This is a genomic window from Billgrantia montanilacus, from assembly GCF_003336675.1.
Taxonomy (GTDB): domain Bacteria; phylum Pseudomonadota; class Gammaproteobacteria; order Pseudomonadales; family Halomonadaceae; genus Halomonas; species Halomonas montanilacus.
Map to the genome: position 1 here is coordinate 37,089 of NZ_QPII01000012.1, position 13,721 is coordinate 50,809.

The 13,721-nt window shown below is 56.6% G+C and carries 13 protein-coding genes; 10 read left to right on the forward strand and 3 right to left on the reverse strand.

Going from position 1 to position 13,721, the window contains the following annotated elements:
* Positions 1-28: 28 nt before the first annotated feature.
* Genes DU505_RS15185 through DU505_RS15195 form a run of 3 tightly spaced genes read right to left on the reverse strand, consistent with a single transcriptional unit; the run spans position 29 to position 2,609 of the window.
* Entirely contained in the window at positions 29-904 is an 876-nt protein-coding gene (locus tag DU505_RS15185) for an ABC transporter permease (protein ID WP_114479836.1), read from the reverse strand.
* A complete protein-coding gene (locus tag DU505_RS15190) occupies positions 901-1,833 on the reverse strand; it encodes an ABC transporter permease (RefSeq protein WP_220250804.1) in 933 nt (310 codons plus the stop codon). Before DU505_RS15190 ends, DU505_RS15185 begins: the two co-directional genes overlap by 4 nt.
* Positions 1,827-2,609 (reverse strand): HAD-IIA family hydrolase, encoded by a 783-nt coding sequence (locus tag DU505_RS15195; RefSeq protein WP_114479837.1) that lies wholly within the window; start codon positions 2,607-2,609, stop codon positions 1,827-1,829. Before DU505_RS15195 ends, DU505_RS15190 begins: the two co-directional genes overlap by 7 nt.
* 114 nt (positions 2,610-2,723) lie before the next feature.
* Between DU505_RS15195 and DU505_RS15200 the strand changes: the two genes are divergently transcribed.
* The 10 genes from DU505_RS15200 to DU505_RS15245 all read left to right on the forward strand — a co-directional run bounded on the left by DU505_RS15200 (position 2,724) and on the right by DU505_RS15245 (position 13,678).
* Positions 2,724-3,617 (forward strand): LysR family transcriptional regulator, encoded by an 894-nt coding sequence (locus tag DU505_RS15200; protein ID WP_114479838.1) that lies wholly within the window; start codon positions 2,724-2,726, stop codon positions 3,615-3,617.
* Between the two features lie 206 nt (positions 3,618-3,823).
* The gene (locus DU505_RS15205) at positions 3,824-4,759 is read left to right on the forward strand and encodes a LysR family transcriptional regulator (RefSeq protein WP_114479839.1); all 936 of its coding nucleotides are present in this window, start codon (positions 3,824-3,826) and stop codon (positions 4,757-4,759) included.
* Positions 4,760-5,014: 255 nt separating this feature from the next.
* Positions 5,015-6,052, forward strand: coding sequence for a TRAP transporter substrate-binding protein DctP (gene dctP, locus DU505_RS15210; protein ID WP_114479840.1), 1,038 nt, complete (start codon positions 5,015-5,017; stop codon positions 6,050-6,052).
* Positions 6,053-6,111: 59 nt separating this feature from the next.
* Positions 6,112-6,606, forward strand: a complete 495-nt coding sequence (locus DU505_RS15215) for a TRAP transporter small permease (protein ID WP_114479841.1) — start codon at positions 6,112-6,114, stop codon at positions 6,604-6,606.
* Complete coding sequence (locus DU505_RS15220) at positions 6,603-7,880, forward strand: TRAP transporter large permease (protein WP_114479842.1); 1,278 nt, start codon at positions 6,603-6,605, stop codon at positions 7,878-7,880. Before DU505_RS15215 ends, DU505_RS15220 begins: the two co-directional genes overlap by 4 nt.
* Positions 7,881-7,884: 4 nt before the next feature.
* A complete protein-coding gene (locus tag DU505_RS15225; protein ID WP_181872843.1) occupies positions 7,885-8,664 on the forward strand; it encodes a M15 family metallopeptidase in 780 nt (259 codons plus the stop codon).
* Positions 8,665-8,952: 288 nt separating this feature from the next.
* Positions 8,953-9,783: an SDR family oxidoreductase gene (locus DU505_RS15230; RefSeq protein WP_114479843.1), complete on the forward strand. Its 831-nt coding sequence runs from the start codon at positions 8,953-8,955 to the stop codon at positions 9,781-9,783.
* A gap of 88 nt (positions 9,784-9,871) precedes the next feature.
* Entirely contained in the window at positions 9,872-10,288 is a 417-nt protein-coding gene (locus DU505_RS15235) for a DUF6544 family protein (protein WP_220250806.1), read from the forward strand.
* 322 nt (positions 10,289-10,610) lie between these two features.
* Positions 10,611-11,432 (forward strand): hypothetical protein, encoded by an 822-nt coding sequence (locus DU505_RS15240; protein ID WP_114479915.1) that lies wholly within the window; start codon positions 10,611-10,613, stop codon positions 11,430-11,432.
* 413 nt (positions 11,433-11,845) lie between these two features.
* The gene (locus DU505_RS15245) at positions 11,846-13,678 is read left to right on the forward strand and encodes an AAA family ATPase (protein WP_114479844.1); all 1,833 of its coding nucleotides are present in this window, start codon (positions 11,846-11,848) and stop codon (positions 13,676-13,678) included.
* The last annotated feature ends 43 nt before the right edge of the window (positions 13,679-13,721 follow it).

The window sequence follows — 13,721 nt, forward strand, 5'->3', positions numbered from 1 at the left end:
AATGTGTCAGACGGCACTTGCAGTTGATTCAGCGCTGGCGCAGCCGAATATCGGCGCGGTCACGCAGGAAATCGCCGATCAGCTGCACGACCAGGGTGACGAGCAGGATGAGCAGCGAAGGGACTATCACCAGCCAGGGAGCGCTTGGCATGTAGTCGCGCCCCTGGCCTACCATGCTGCCGAGCGTGGCGGTGGGCGGACGAACTCCCAAACCGAGGAAGGAGAGCGTCGATTCGAGAAGCACGATCTGCGAAAAACTGAGTGCGAACATCACCACCAGTGGTGATACCAGGTTGGGCAGCAGGTGACGGGTAGCGATACGCCAGGGAGATGCGCCGGCGGCCAGGGCTGACTCGATGAACGGCTGGTTGCGTAGCTTGATGACTTCACCGCGCACCACCCTTGCGAAGGTTTCCCAACCGGCGATACCTAATACGATGATCAGCACCAGCAGATCGCCGCCGAAGATTGCCACTGCCAACAGGGCCAGCAGGGTGAAGGGCACGGCGATCTGGATATCGATGGCACCGGCAACAAGGTCGTCGATCAAGCCGCCCTTGAGGCCGGCAACCAATCCCAGTGCCAGCCCCAGCAGCATCCCGAGTGAAGCCCCACCCAAGCCGATGCCCAGGGTGATGCGCAGTGCGTGCAGTCCACGCGAGAAGATGTCGCGCCCTAACTCATCTGTGCCTAGCCAATGGCCCATGGCGGCACCCTCGAAGCCCACGGGGGGACTTAACCTAGCGAGAAGCGTTTGCTGGTTCGGGTCGAAGGGAGCCAGCCAGGGGGCCAAGGCCGTGGCCCCTAGCAACAATAGGCCGACGACAATGGCCAGACGTACCAGCGGTGTGGCATCGGACCAAAAAGTTTGTGCGTGAAAAAAATACTTGGCGATTCGCTTCATGAGACTCGCGCTCCCAGACGCACGCGGGGATCAACCAGCGCATAGGCGATATCGATGAGGGTGTTGATCACCACCACGGCGGCCGCCACCGCCAGCACACCGAACTGCAATACCGGGTAGTCACGACGGATCGCTGCTCGCACCAGGAGGTCGCCGATCCCCCGCCAGGAAAAGATGCTCTCGATGACCACAGCGCCGGAGGAGACCAGGGCTGTGACCATCAGGCCGAATACCGACAGCACCGTGATCAGGGTGTTGCGCAAGACATGGCGCACGATCACTTCACGCTCCGACATGCCCTTGGCGCGCGCCGTGCGTAGATAGTCCTGCCCCAGCACATCCAGCGTGGCGTTGCGGGTATAGCGAATCAGTGCGGCAATATAGGTCAGCGACAGTGCCGTGACCGGCATCAGGTAGTGCGCCCAGGTGCTGTTGCCGGCACTGGGCAGGATCTGCAGCCAATAGGAGAAGACCAGCAACATCAGCGTGGCCAACACGAAATTCGGCGTGGCATAGCCGAGGAATGCCAGCGTCATCACGCTCTGGGCAGACGTGCTGCGGCGCCTCACGGCGGCAAAGACCCCGGCAGGAATGGCGACAACCAGGGTCATCAGAATGGCGCCGCCGATGAGCTGCAGCGTAGGGCCGATGCGTTCCCAGAACACCTGTGTAACCGGGCGTCGCTCAGTGAAGGAGAGTCCGAACTCTCCCTCGGTCATGCCTCTCAGGTAGCGCCAGTACTGTGTGAAAACATCCTCGCGCAGGCCATAGTAGGCGATCAGTTCCGAGCGGCTCTGGGCATCCAGCCCTTCGCCAGCGATAAAGTCGATGGCGTTGCCCGACAATCGAGTGGCAAAGAACACCACCGTCACGACCACGAACAGGGTGATGGCCATCTTTACGATGCGCATGATCAAGAATCTCAGCACGATGCCCCTCCCAATATTTGCCCGAGCCCGGCATTTGGCATGACCTCAAGAAAGGCGATATCGAGTGCCTGGGCGCCGGCTCCGTCGGTCATGACGTTGTCACCGATCATCATTGCCTGACCGGCATGCACGCCGGCGCGGGTAAGCGCTACGTCGAACAGGTGTCGCTCCGGCTTGCCGATCACTCGAAAGTCTTGCCGGGGCAGGACGCTGCAGATCGCAGACAGCAGCGCACCGGTTTCAGGGACAGGGGGGCCATCCAGGCTGGGATGGCTGACATCAGGATTGGCTACCAGTAGCTTGGCGCCCCCTTCGAGGTAGCCAATGATCCTTCTCAGGGCGGCATAGTCGAAGCCGGTGTCACGGCAGAGCAGCACCGTTTGCGGGCAGCGTTGCGTAATCTTTAGCCCTTGGGACTCGGCATGGGCGACCAGCGCTTGGCTGGCAAACAGCGCGACGCGGGACCCTGGTTTATGCCGGGCAAGATCGTCGATGGCTTCCACGCCGGCCAATATCAGTCTCTCATCAGCAATCGCCAGCCCCATACCGCGCAGTCTGGCCCCCAGGCTTGCGGGTGTATCAGTGGAGTTGTTGGAGACGATCCAGAGGCGGTCGCCCAGTCGCTGAAAGAGTGCCTGCGTACCTGGCAGCGGCAGCTCACCGCTTATCAGACAACCATCAAGGTCACAGAGAATCGCCTGCCAGCGCGGATCCGTGACATCAGGGTGTTGAGAAGGCGGCGTATCTGCTGCCGAGGGGGAAACATTCGCCTGCAAGGGTTGCGCTCCAGTCGTTGGGCTTACCCAGGCAGGTTGAAGTCAAGCTTTGACAATATTGTTGCAAACAAAAGCTGTTCTTGTGGTGAGTAGAACTTCTGTTAGGGGTACCCCATGAAACTTTCCAGCTCTGCTCGTCGCGCCCTCCATGCCGTTCTGATCAGCGGCTCCTACGCTGCTGCTGCTCGCCATGCTGGCGTGAGCCAACCGGCGATAGCGCAGCAGGTAAAGAGCCTGGAGCGGCATTGCGGCGCAGCGCTCTTCGAACGGAGGGACGGTTACCTGGCACCCACCTCCTTCTGTGAGGAGCTCATTGGTCTCACCGAGAAAATCGATGCCCTGGAGGAGCAGGCCGCGCGACTGCTAGAGCGTCGCCACTCCATCCATACGGGACAGCTGCGGGTTGGCTTGGGCAACTCGATGCCGGGAATGGCATTGATCGCGGCGTTCCAGCGTGAATACCCACAGGTGAACCTATCGGTGACGCTCAGTGACTTCGCCCACATCATCCAAGGTGTGGTAGAGGGACAACTGGATATTGGTGTATTGCCGAACGTCCCACCGGATGAACGCTTCGTTCGCGAAACTCTGATTCATCAGGAAGTGGTGGCCATTGCCCACCCCGATGATCCGATCTCGCGATTCTCCCGCATTGATTGCGAGCAATTGATGCAGGTCCCATTGATCTTTCGCAGTCGTGGTTCATCGACACAAGCGCTCGTCGATACGGCTTTCCGCAAAGCCGGGCTCAAGCCACGCGCCAGGCTAGTGCTGGATACACGCGATGGCGTCTATGAGGCAGTGGCCAACCGCTTGGGGGTTGGCTTTATGTGGCGCCATGGCACAGGACGCACCGACGCCATTCACCGCATTGCCGTGACCGGTATGGGCCCGCCGTGTCCAGAGTCGGTGTTTCGCCTGGTCGAGTCTCAGGATCCTGTCATCAGAGCCTTCTTTGTCGCGGCAAAGAACTTTCGTCGCCATGCCGAAGTGTTGCGGTCACGGTGACACTGGAGTCTCGGTGCTGGCCAAATAAGCGCAGGGCGGGAAATGTCTCCGGCCTGCGTAGTCATGACACGACAACGCCGAGGTTGGTGGCGGTGGCATGGCTGCCCTGATGATGGTCGCCACAGAGCGAGGATCTTGGGATAGGGTAAGCTGCAGTCGAGTGCAACCGCGTGCTCAACCCCACACCGTTGCCAGGAAGGTCCTTCATGCTGAATCCCCGTGCGCTTACCTACCTGAACGAAGTGATTCGGCGCGGTTCGTTGCGACGTGCCGCTGCCCACCTGAATATCGATCCCTCCGCCATCAGTCGCCAGCTCAAGCAGCTCGAGGAAGACCTGGGCGTGCGGGTATGCGAGCGCTATGGCGGCGGCATGCGTACCACGGCAGCCGGCAAGCTGCTGGTGCAGCATTTTCACGCGCAGCGCTCTGCGGAGGCGGCGGTGTTATCGCAGTTGGTTGCCTTGCAGGGCGTGGCGCGTGGTGAGGTGCGCATTGCCGTTGGTGAAGGCTTTATTGCTGATCTCATCGACGCCCCGATGAATGCCTTCATGAACGCCTTTCCCGGCATCGAAGTGGAAATCCGCATGGCCGGTGTCAATGAGGCCATGTCGCTGCTGAAGGACAGCGAGGTGGACCTTGCCTTGCTTTATGCCCCGCCCGTCGATCCATCGCTTCACTGTCATGTCGAGACGCGTCAGCCCCTGGATCTGATCGTTCCCCCCGACCACCCACTCCTGGAACTGACTCGCCCTCTATCGTTACGGGATTTGGCGAACTGGCCCCTGGCCCTGATGGACAATCCCTTCGGGATGCGCCAGATGGTCAACATGGTGGCCCATCAGGAGCGTGTGCACCTCAAGGCCAGGCTGCATACCAATTCGGTGGCGGTGCTGAAAAACTTCGTTCGCTCCGGCATCGGGGTGACCTTCATGCCGGAACTGACGGTGGTGGATGAAATTCAGCGCGATGAAATTCGGCATCTGCCCTTGTCGTATCCCATCATGAGCGAGGCGCGTGCCCAGATCGTGAGCCTGGACGGACGCGAACTGAGCGTGGCCGCCCAAACCTGCCTGACCCACCTTAGCCAGGGAATGCGGTTCTTCCGCGGCGATGCGCCAAGGCTGTTGGCCGAGCAGGCCTGATCGTTGCTTTTTTAACAACGCTTTGGGTATTGCATAGTCAACGGATCAATCCATACCCTGCTAAGGAAGTGCTGAATGAATCGGCGAGCGGGATGAAACACAAGGCGCACGGAGCACAGAAGCCGGAGCCTATGGGGTATAGGTGAGGATTTCGACCGGGCTGGCGCACCAGCACCGCGCAACGCAGTGATTCGCACGCGCAGACATTTATGCAGTGCTTCCGTAATGTCTTTACCAATAACAAGGAGATACCCAATGACATCCTCAAAGCGCTTTTCGCTGACTGCCCTGGCATCTGCCTGCCTGCTGGGCAGCGCGCTGCTCACCGGCCAGGCCATGGCCGCAACCACCATCAACCTGAGCTACAACGGCGCACCCGATCCCGACAAGAACGCCGTGCACGTCTTTGCCGCCAACCTCAAGGAGCTGGTGGAAGACAAGACCGATGGCGAAATCCTGCTGGAACTCTATCCCAACAGCATGCTGGGGGAAGAAGAGGACCGCATGGAGCAGACCATGAATACGCCCAAGCTGAACGTGGCGTCGTTCGCAGGCGTCTCTCCGCTGGTCGATGAAATTTTCGTCAGTGCGATTCCGTTCCTGTTCGATGACTTCGACGACGCTCGTGCCTTCTTCGATGAGGGCGATTACTGGCGTGAGATCGAGGCGACGCTCAAGGAGCGTGCCGGTGTCGATATGCTGGCGGTGGTAGAGGAGGGGGGCTTCCTGGCCTTTACCAATAACGAGAAGCCGATCACCCATCCCGATGAATTCGAGGGCCTGCGCTTCCGCGCCATGGATCCCAGCCAGGTCGCCCTGTACGAATCCTTCGGGGCATCTGGCACCCCGATTCCCTGGACCGAAGTGTACATGTCGCTGCGCACCGGCGTGGCCGACGGCCAGATGAACCCGCCGATGTACATCATCCTGGGCAGCCTCTACGAGGTGCAGGACTACCTGACGTTGGCCAACATCCAGTACTCCAACCAGTTCCTGGTCGGCAACAGCCAGATGATCGAAGGCTGGGACGACGACGTGCGGGATGCCTTCATGGAAGCCGTTGCCGAGGCGAACCAAAACGCCCGCGTTCACAACGAGTCGCAGGTGGAGGAGCGTATCGCTTTCCTCGAAGAGCAGGGCATGGAGGTGATCCGCCCCTCCGAGGACGACCTGGCAGCCTTCCGTGACATTGGCCAGCCGGCCTACCTGGAGTGGCTGTCCGATCGTGGCATCGAGCAGCGCTGGATCGACATGGCGCTCGAGGATGCCGGCATGAGCGACCTGACCGACTGATTCCAGCGGGTTTCCTTCGGGGCCGGGCACTCGGCCCCTTTTCACCACAGGACGTTTCCATGTCGTCACTGCGCCATCGCGTGCTGGCGATCAGCCGACCTTTGTCGCTGACAATCGCTGCCAGCCTGCTGCTGATCAACCTGGGCGTCATCCTCTATGGCGTCTTCATGCGCTACTTCGCCGGTGGCGCACCGATCTGGACCGATGAGCTCGCCCGGTTTCTCATCATCGGCACCGTCATGCTCGCCGCCGGTGCTGTCTGGGTAGAGGGCGGTCATATGCGTGTCGCGCTGATCGAGCGACTGCTGCCGCCTGCGCTGACTCGCCTGCTGAATATCTACCAGTGGCTGCTGACCCTTGGCATTGCGCTGGGTGGCGCCTGGGTCAGCTACCGCTACGCCCACTCTGTCAGCATGTTTACCACCTCGGGGCTGGGTGTAAGCCGCACGGTACCGCTCATGTCGCTGCCCATCGGTTTTGTCCTGCTGGCCTGGCATGTGCTCTGGTACGGCCCCGCTCCCCTGCGGGTCGCAACGGAGGACGCCTCGTCATGATCCTGACCATGCTGGCGGTATTTCTGGGCCATGTGCTGCTCGGCCTGCCCTTGTTCATTGCACTGCTCACGACGGCGCTGGTCGGCTTCCTCTTCGTCGACCCGAGCATGATTCCGCGCATGATGCCCCAGCAGTACTTCGGGGGTATCAATGTCTTCTCGCTGATGGCGATTCCACTGTTCATCCTGGCGGGTAACCTGATGAACGTCAGCGGGCTGACCGAGCGTCTGATGGGGTTGGCCCGCCTGCTGGTGGGGCACTTCCGCGGGGGCATGGGCCACGTCAACGTCGTTTCCAGCGTGTTCTTTGCCGGCGTCAATGGGTCCGCGGTGGCCGACACCTCGGCGCTGGGCTCGCTGCTGGTACCGGCCATGGAGCGGGAAGGCTACTCGCGCGCCTTCGCGGCTGGTCTCACGGCGGGTAGCTCGCTGATCGGGCCCATCATTCCTCCCAGTATCTTCATGATTCTCTACGCGTCGCTGACCAATACCTCGGTGGGGGACCTGTTCCTGGCCGGGGTGATCCCGGGCCTGCTGCTGGGAGTGGCGTTCATGGCAATGAACGCCTGGTATGCGTGGCGCAAGGGCCTGCCGAAGCGCGGCCAGTTGCCAAAGGCCAAGGAACTGGGTCTGGCAGCGGTCGCCGCCCTGCCGGCGCTGGTGGCGCCATTCATCATTGTGGCGGGCATCGTCATGGGCTTTGTCACACCGACCGAGTCGGGTGCCTTGACCGCCCTGTATGTCGCGCTGTGTGGCATCGTGCTGGGAGGGCTCAGGCTGCCTCAGTTCTGGCAGGCGATTGTCGATACCTCGCGTCTCACCTCGGCGATCTTCCTGATCATGGCGGCATCGGCCACCATCAGCTGGCTACTCTCCTACGCGCAGGTGCCGGCGCAGTTCGTCACGCTGCTCTCGCCCTATATCGATAACGCCTTCTTGATCCTGCTGATGCTCAGCGGCATCACTTTCATCACCGGGATGTTCATGGAAGAGGTCTCGTCGCTGATGCTGCTCACGCCGATCTTTGCGCCGGTCGCCATGATGGCCGGGATCGACCCCGTGCATCTGGGCATCGTCATCACGCTCAACATTACCATCGCCCTGATCACGCCACCCATGGGGGCCTGCGTGTTCGTGGCAGCGGCAGTCAGCCGGCTGGAGATCGTCTCGCTGTTTCGGACCATCTGGCCGTTCGTGTTGACGGCCATCGCGGTCCAACTGCTGCTGATTCTGTTCCCGCCGCTCACCTTGTGGCTGCCCAATGTCCTTGGATAAGACCATGCCGACCTCCAACTCCTCGACTGCCGACGGCGCCCCATTGCCCAGAGTCCCCAGCCTGGACGCTCCCGAGTGGGAGCGTGTGTCGGCGCTCCCGATCACCGAATGCGGTGAGCGTCTCATTCCGATGAGCCTCGCACCCGAACCCATCAAGGTATTTCCCGCCTATGCACGCTTGGGCATCCCCGGCGCCGTGCCCGAGTGCTTCGTGCGCGAAGGGGTCTATCGGGCGCTGCTTCAGGCCGCCCGGCGGCTACCCGAGGGAATGGGCATGGTGGTGCTCGATGGCTGGAGGCCGTGGCGCGTGCAGCAGTACCTGTTCGATACGCTGCATGAAGCGATCCACCACCATCATCCGTCTCTCGACGAGGGTGAGCTCATGGTGCGTACGCGTGAGTTCGTGTCGCTGCCGAGTCGCGATCCGCTGGCACCGAGCCCGCATCTAACCGGGGGCGCCGTGGATGTCACCCTCTGCGATGCCGACGGCATGCCCCTCGACATGGGCACGCAATTCGACGAAGCCATTCCGGCCTCGCATACCGATCACTTCGAGACGCTGAAGGCACCGAGCGCGGCGCAGCGGCAGGCTCGAAATAATCGGCGCCTGCTTTACCACGTGATGCATGTAGCGGGGTTTACCAACCTGCCGAGTGAGTGGTGGCACTACGATTACGGCGATCAACTCTGGGCACACTACAGCGGGGGTGGTGTCGCCCGTTACGGCCCGGCCGAGCTCGACACGATCGAAAACCGCTGGCGTCGGCAGTTTTCGGACAGCTAGGGCTCCCCCTGAACGCAATCCGCCGCAAGCCCTTGCGGCGGTTCGGCGTTCATGGAACTCGGCCACAAGGCCTGGGACATCGCATCGCAACGGCCAGGCCACCTGCTGAACCTGGCGTCCATATCGCCCTGCCCAAGGGCGTGGCGCTGACCGGGATCAAGGAAGGCGCACAATTATCCCGGTAACCACCGATCCCTGCGCGCCGGCAATTCTCTTTCAATCCTGCTTCTCCATACTGCAAGGGAATGTCTCGGGTACTGCCTGACAACTCAGAAAAAGGATTGCATTGTGAACAAGACCGTTTTGATCACCGGCGCGGCATCTGGCATGGGCAAGGCAACGGCGCTGCTGCTCGCCGAGCAGGGCTATACCGTATATGCCGGCGTCAGGAGTAACAGCCAGGAACTGATGGAGGAGGCGGGCAAGCGCGGTCTCGAGCTGAATACCGTGTCTCTCGATGTGCAGGATACCGCCTCGATTCAGAGCGCCGTTCAGCACGTTATCGAGAAGGAAGGAAAGATCGATGTGTTGGTCAATAATGCAGGCTTCGGTCTTCTTGCCACCCTTGAAGAAGGCACCGATGAAGAAATCTTCAAGCAATTCGATGTGAATGTCTTTGGTCTCATCAAGATGACCAGAGAAGTTCTTCCCCATATGCGAAAGGCGGGTAGCGGCGTTATCGTCAATATCTCTTCCTTCCTGGGCAGGATGGGGCTGCCTCTGCTCTCGCATTACAATGCCAGCAAATACGCGGTGGAAGGGATCACCGATTCCTTGAGATTCGAGGTGGCGCCTTTCGGAATACGGGTTCACTCCGTCCTTGCCGGTCTGTTTGGCACCAATTTCGTCAAAAAAGGGCTTGTCGCCAACAGCCAAACTACCGGTGACGACTCTCCCTACAAGGAGCTGGTGGCCCATTTCGTGCCGATCGTGGCCAAGGCCATCAATGAAGGCCCTGACCCCCAGCCCATCGCGCAGGCGGTGAAGGACATCATCGAGAATGAGGATAGCGAAATCGCCGTCAAGGTCGGCCAGGAGGCGGAACTGTTCGTGCCAATGCGCAGGGAGATGGATGACAAGGCGTTCGAAGCGAAGGTAAAGGAAACCTTTGGTCTATAAGCCGCCTCTCGCGTTCTACCCGGTACGCTGAGCTTTCTCGCCGCACTGACGAGAGGAAGAGCGCCAGGTGAAACGCAGGAGAAACCGAATGGCGTACGTGGGAATGGCCGCTGGCCTGCTGCTGGCGCTGGTACTGATAGCCGTCCTGGCGATGCAGGCCTGGCGCCTGGCCGATAACCGCGCGATGGACAATGCCTGGGCCTGGCTGCAATCCCAGGCGCTCGCCACCGTCGAGACCTTCGATCCCGCCATGGTCGAAGACCTGCCTGACGCGGCCCAGCGCTACTTCCTCTACACCATCGCCCCGGGTACTCCGCTGCATGTGGTCAGCGAAATCCACATGACCGGCGAGCTCGGCTTCGGCACCAAGGAAGCGCCGGGTTACCGCCCCATGCGGGCAAGGCAGATACTCGCCCCGCCGCATGGCTTCATCTGGTCCCCGACAGCGCTCTTGCCGCAGCATGGCGTGCGCTGGGAAGAGATCGACGAGCCAAGCAGGGCGTGAGCGGCGATAACCCGCGGAACACTGGATGAATTCCGAAATTTTGATAGTTTCACCCTGACCACCAGAGTGGAGGCAGGCTACCACTTCGGCGCGGGCGTACTTTCCGCTCTTCCGGTTGATGAGGTTGGGGGAGGTCTGCTACCCGTCTCCCTAGGGCTTTGCTTTGTTTAGGGTTGCGTGATCCTGCGCATGGGAAAAGCCATGCTCAAGTGCTAGGCTGAAACGCAAAGACACAGGACGACACAACCGTACGCTAGGGATAGCCCGCTGCGCTTTGTTCCGGCCGCTTACCCAAAAGCGTCAAGGCTATAGGTATATGAGTATGTCGGATGAATACAACCCAAGTGAGGAAATTCCGAAAGGCAAAAGGGTGGCAAAGTACTCACGAGGAGCGCTTCAAGCGATAGGCGGGGCGGTCCCTTTTGCTGGCGGCGTGTTTTCGGCTATAGCCGGTGCATGGTCCGAAGCGGAGCAGGAGAGGGTAAATCGTTTTTTCGAGCACTGGGTACGAATGCTTCAGGATGAGCTGAAGGAGAAGGAAGAGACTATCATTGAAATTATGGCTCGTCTTGACCTCCAGGATGAATCAATTGCATCACGAGTTGAAAGCAAGGAATATCAATCGCTGGTAAAGAAGACTTTCCGCGAATGGGCTGGTGCTGAAAGCGAAGAGAAACGAGTCTATATTCGTAACATTCTGTCCAATGCGGCAGCTACTTCAGTTTCCAGCGATGATGTCGTGCGCATGTACATTGACTGGATCAGCCAATATTCAGAAATGCACTTCCAAGTTATTGGGGCAATCTATAACAGTGGTGGCATAACTCGCGGTGAAATATGGCGAAAAATTGGTAAGGGGCCTGTACGAGAAGACTCAGCTGATGCTGATTTGTACAAACTACTATTCCGTGATTTAAGTACGGGCAGCATCATACGTCAGCATAGAGAGGTAGATCGGTTCGGGAATTTCGTATCAAAGCCCTCACAGAGAAGGCCCAGGGGAAGTGGCCCAAAACCGCCAGTGTCGGCATTTGACGAAAACGAAGGCTATGAGCTTACAGGGCTTGGACAGCAGTTTGTTCACTATGCGATGAGCGAGTTACCGCCGAAAATTGAATTCAAAGCTGAGGGTGAAGAGCCTTAGTATTTGGCTAAGGAATTGGCGAAAGAGATCACCATGTCCACCAGGGCCTAGGCTGCAATCATTTCAGGACAGAGACATACTTTGCTTTCTTGCGGATGAGAAAGGTAGAGATGCGGTTTCCCGCACGGATGTGATCCCCTTTCGTTGGACTCTGTTGACTCGTGAGATGGAATAGAAATATGCTTGGTCCTATCAGTTGGACATAAATTATGTATCGTGCCGCCAAAACCAAGAGATCCGGGGGCGGGTGTAGGAAATTAATAATCTTTGTTTTCTTAATTGGTGGGCGCAGATAGTGGCAGGTCATAAGAATGAGAGGGGAACATGATAGTTTCAATATTTCTTAGGAATTATAAAACTTACAGGTCTATAAATTATATACCTGTCTCTAATGGCACTTTTTTTCCTCTTTCATAGGAGATAATGGAGTTGGGAAAAGCTCCGTGCTAGAGGCGCTGGATTCTTTTTTTAATGACACGGAGTGGACGCTAAATCATAATGTTTTAGAAAAAGGGTTCTCTGAGCGGGAGCCTTATATATGTCCTGTGTTTCTGGTAGAAAAGAGAAGGGTTCATAAGTCAAGCAATTTGCATAAGTACTTAGAGGTGGTCAGCGATATAGTTTGGCAGATTGAGGCGGAAGACTTTATCTCTTCTCATGCGGCTGTAGCAAAGTTATTTTGTGAGCATAGAGATGATTTGTCAAAAAAGCACTCGTCAGAAGATTATTTCATTGTCCCTATAGGTATTAAAAAGCTCTCAAAAACTTCGCAAGGATTCACCTTGTCTGTTTTTGAGAGCATTGAGGATTTTTCTGCTAGACTAAATGATGAGGTAGGGATCGACTTGGATGAGTACTGCCAAGCTTCGTTTAGATTTGTGAAGAATGGGTATAATTACATTTATCTGCCTTCTGATATAGATTTTGGACAATACACTAAGATTGAAGGTGAGACAGTTCAGGCGCTTATGGGAGAGAAGGTTGAGGAAGTCGTTAGGGATTTTATATCTGATCACCAAGTTAGAGAAATCAACCAGCAGCTCAATTCTTTCATGGATTCAGTTTCATCTCGGCTTGAAAATTATGAGTATAAGAAACCGGCGAGAAAGCAGAATTTATTTAACCAGACTCATTTTGCGTCTAAAGTTATTGAGGCCTACTTTAGTTCAAAGGTTCTAAATTTAATAGCAGAGGGCGGTGTTCAGACTCCTATTTATGACTTGAGTTCTGGGGAAAAGCGTCGAGCAATTATAGATATTGCAAAAGCATTTTTAACGGGTGCAAGTGAGGAGAGGAGGGCGCAGGTTATTTTGGCAGTTGATGAGCCTGAGATTTCATTGCACACAGCTTCATGTTTTCCGCAATTTGAAAAGCTAAGATACATAGCTGAGAACCATGTTCAGGTTATGTTGACTACTCACTGGTATGGTTTTATGCCAATTGTTTCAAATGGCTCTGCTACTTATATTTCTGGTGGAAGAAATGAAAATTATCTGTTGAATCTAAAGAGATTTAGGGACGATATATCTAAATTGAGGGCAAAAACAAAAGGTAGTCTTCCATCAAACATAGAGCTGAAAGGCATAAATGATTTGGTGCAGTCTGTTATTTCGTCTGTTATGGGTGGGGAGTACAAGTGGATTATATGCGAGGGTGTGTCTGATAAGATATATTTAGAATGTTTCTGCGGTGGTGGGGAGAAATTGGTTATTCTCCCTGTTTCCGGAGCTCCAATGGTTAAGAAGTTCTACACCTATATTTATCTGGCTCTTCTAGATGAAAGATCCGATGTGAAAGGAAGAATCTATTTCTTACTGGACACTGACGAAGAACATGAGTTTTATGAGGCGAGAGATAAAATACCATCAATTAGAATTAGAAGGCTTCTTAATGACTCAGAAGAAGGATGTACAAAACTAGTTTCTATCACTAATAGCAAGGTATCTCCACCTACCGAGATTGAGGACTCCTTAGATGCTGAGGTTTTTTTGCTTTCAATGAGAGAAGTCGCTCGAGAAATTGGCACGCCTGATTTCTTGGATTTAATAGATGGTATGTCGATTAATGATGACTCTTTGCCATCTGGTCTTGCATTCGATTGGCGAGATTCTGAAAGAAAGGCAGTGGCTAATTTCCTTAAAATGCCTAGTGTTAAAGTGAGGCTTGCAGAAGCTTATAGTCGCCTGCATCGTGATGAAAAAACGCCTCAGTGGTTTCGGGAAGTTAAAGATTTTCTTTTGCTGTGAATTTTATGAGCAGAAAAATGCGTGCCGTTTGAAAAGCCCTCTA